This is a genomic window from Paenibacillus sp. OT2-17 (genome assembly GCF_009827695.1).
Taxonomy (GTDB): domain Bacteria; phylum Bacillota; class Bacilli; order Paenibacillales; family Paenibacillaceae; genus Paenibacillus; species Paenibacillus polymyxa_B.
Map to the genome: position 1 here is coordinate 1 of NZ_WUDQ01000422.1, position 3,287 is coordinate 3,287.

Here is a 3,287-nt window from a genome sequence, read left to right on the forward strand (position 1 = left end):
TTAATATAAATGATAAACTCAGTAAATGCCTCCGATCCCTTCAAATGCATGAACAGGAGGGAGGCATTACCGAATGATTTACTTATGAAATAAATTTTGGAGTCGATAAATGGTTATTATGATTTGGCACGGTTGGTGTCTGCAATTTTGAAATAAGATGTAATTTCTTGAAGCTCTTCAGACATGGATGTCAATTTATGGGATGAATCAATGATCGAATCCAAAGAAGCTTTTTGTTCCTCCACCGTTCGCACAATGTGAACACTGTTATTGGCTGTTTTGGTTACGGTGGAAGAAAGATCGTCTGCTGTTGCTGTCATTTCCTGTGTACCCGCAGATATTTGCTCAGTAGCACTGGATACTTCTTGGATTTGCCATGCTACATTTTTAGTTGCTTGAAGAATATCATTGAACAGCACGCCTGCTTGTCCGGCAACGACGATTCCGTTTTGAACTTCAACGTTTCCTTGCTCCATCGACTTCACAGCTTGTCCGATTTCACTTTGAATTTCTTCAATCAGGGACGTAATTTGTTTGGTTGCATCCGCAGATTGTTCTGCCAGCTTACGTACTTCACTGGCAACAACGGCAAAGCCTTTACCTTCTTCGCCAACGCGCGCAGCTTCAATAGAAGCGTTCAGAGCGAGCAGGTTGGTTTGACTGGAGATGCCTGAAATGGTACTGATGATATTGCCAATTTCCTGCGAACGACTGTCCAGCAACTTGATGATACGGGAAGTATTGGTTACTGTATCGGTAATCAAGTGCATTTGGGATGATACCTTACCTACAATCTCGTTGCCTTCATTAGAACGTTTCTCTACCGAATTGGCTTCCTCCGCAACATTGGAAGAACTAGTGGCAATATTTTGAATTACCGAAGCCATTTCAGCCATGGCACGTGCACTATCACCTGTTGCTTTTTCCTGCGAACGGATATTCTCCGTGATTTCACTGATGTTTTGATTGATGATGTTGGAATTGATTCCGTTTTGCTCGCAGATTGCGAGTAATTCCTTGGCAGATTCATTGACTTCATCCGTTGTCTGCTTCACTTTGGTCATAATGCTGTTAATATGACTTACCATATTGTTGAAGTTCTGATTCACGAGCCCCAAATCATCATGACCTGCATGAATTTGAACATCCAGATTTCCTCTGCTTACTTCACTGATACCGTACATCAGTTGCTTAATCGGGGACAGCGTGCGTTTCACAACCCAATATTGAAGCGCCAGGCAGATCAGTAGGAAAATCACTAAAATGGTAGCGCCGCTAATGAGCAGCTTGGTCAATCCTGCAGGTACGGCACCGGCATCTGCATCAACTGCAAAATATGCAAAGATTTTGCCACTTGGATCTTTAATCGGAGTCATCAAAGTCGTCCATGTACCAAAAGAATCATCGTAGAAGCTGGTGAATGTTGGTTTGCCACTGTCCAGCATACCGGTTACGCCTACTGCTACGACATTGGGTTGCTCGTACATGGAGCCAACGAGCAGCTTATCTTTTTCAAATGCTTCTCTGAGATCCGTTGGCATCGCCACAATAGATGTTAGATTGCCATTTTCGAGCTCCGTCCCGAAAATATAAGCATGAGAGATATTTGGATTCGTCGCCATGATGTTATCTAGATACGCGCGGAGTTTGGTTTGAACGGGTCCATCATAATTTTTCTCTTGAACCGCTTGGGTTACTTCATCGGAATTAATGCCCTGGGCCCACTTCAATGTGATTTTTTCCACTTGCCCATGCAATTGGTCTATCAAAATCGTACGTTGGATCAAATAACTGGACACAATAAGGACTAGCCCAATCAATACGATGTTGAAGAAGGATAATAATAAGTTTTTGGTGAAGAATGATAAGCTACTCCACTTTTTCAAAATGTTCCACTCCCTGGTTGTATTTTTGTATATGGTGTTGAACCGCTTATCGAATGAGATAATCAAGTCCCCCTTACAAACATATTAATCGAGATCATAGACTCTTGAATTTTAAGTAATAGGTCTTAAGTCCTTTTATAGACAAGTATGATATCCCTATATATATGTCGTACGAAAAGCCCTTGAAATGAATACCTTACACAATAAAAAATTAATTTTTAATAGGTAAACGCTGTCTGTGTTTCAGTATATTCCAATTTATACTTCTACTTGAAATTCGACTTCATTACAGTCCATAAGCAACTATTCAACAGAAACCATCATACTTTATAATAGAGTCAAATGCACTTATCAATTTGGGACATTTTTCATATTTGACGTTAAAAATGCTTGATTTAGCGCGGTTTTTGTGAATTGTTTGCGAAATGAGTCCTTATATCCATGTAAAGAGAAGAGGGATAAGAAGAATGTCCAAGCTTACGATTTTAAAGGTTGAGAGTAATCATGAGGATCTGCATAAGTTGATTCAAAGGCTGGATGAGGACTTGCTGGAAAGGTATCCTGCTGACGAAATTTACTTGGTCGATTTTTCCAATCCGAAAGTTAAAAAAATGGTTTTCGCTGTTGTGTATGTGGACGAAAAACCGGTGGCTTGTGGAGGGCTTAGGCCTATAGATGCGGAAGAAATGGAGCTCAAAAGGTTTTATGTCGATTCTTCTTATCGCAGACAAGGAATTGCGGTGAGTCTATTATCTTTTTTGGAAGAGGAAGCCAGCAAACGAGGAGTTGTAAGAATTAAACTGGAGACCGGAGCGGCTCAACCTGAAGCGATTGCTCTCTATACCAAGCGGGGATACGAACCTATTAAACGGTTTGGGGAGTATGAACACGATGAAAACAGCCTTTGTTATGGTAAAAAGCTGTCTCTGTTATTATAAAGCGTTCTCTTATAAAATGGATGATGATCAATACTAGCCTATATAGCGGGAGAGATGATAATGAATTTGAAGCAAAAAGCGGCCGAAAAAGCAGTTGAGGCGATTCAGGACGGCATGAAAGTAGGACTTGGTACAGGCTCGACAGCCTTTTGGGCTATTCAAAAAATCGGTGAGCGTGTAGCGCAAGGATTACATATACAGGCTGTAGCTACATCCCAAGCCTCGGAGGATCAGGCCAGGGAGCTGGGAATTCCCATCATTCCGTTTGATCAGATTGGAAGGCTTGACGTTACCATCGACGGTGCAGATGAAGTGAACGAGCAACTGGTACTGGTGAAAGGTGGAGGCGGAGCCCTGCTGAGAGAGAAAATTGTGGAAAGCAATAGCGACCGATTAATCATTATTGTCGATGAGTCCAAGGATGTGAAGGTGCTGGGTGCATTTCCTTTACCCGTTGAGGTCG

Annotated in this window: 3 protein-coding genes; 2 read left to right on the forward strand and 1 reads right to left on the reverse strand. The window is 41.8% G+C overall.

Going from position 1 to position 3,287, the window contains the following annotated elements:
- Positions 1-116: 116 nt before the first annotated feature.
- Positions 117-1,886 (reverse strand): methyl-accepting chemotaxis protein, encoded by a 1,770-nt coding sequence (locus GRP75_RS22385; RefSeq protein ID WP_160790397.1) that lies wholly within the window; start codon positions 1,884-1,886, stop codon positions 117-119.
- Between the two features lie 467 nt (positions 1,887-2,353).
- Between GRP75_RS22385 and GRP75_RS22390 the strand changes: the two genes are divergently transcribed.
- Entirely contained in the window at positions 2,354-2,824 is a 471-nt protein-coding gene (locus GRP75_RS22390) for a GNAT family N-acetyltransferase (protein ID WP_160790398.1), read from the forward strand.
- Positions 2,825-2,884: 60 nt separating this feature from the next.
- A partial coding sequence (rpiA, locus tag GRP75_RS22395; protein ID WP_160790399.1) for a ribose-5-phosphate isomerase RpiA occupies positions 2,885-3,287 on the forward strand: 403 nt, incomplete at its 3' end.

Bases quoted from the DNA above. Each gene is read 5' to 3' on its own strand.
- GRP75_RS22390 (WP_160790398.1), top strand. From the start codon at position 2,354: ATGTCCAAGCTTACGATTTTAAAGGTTGAGAGTAATCATGAGGATCTG.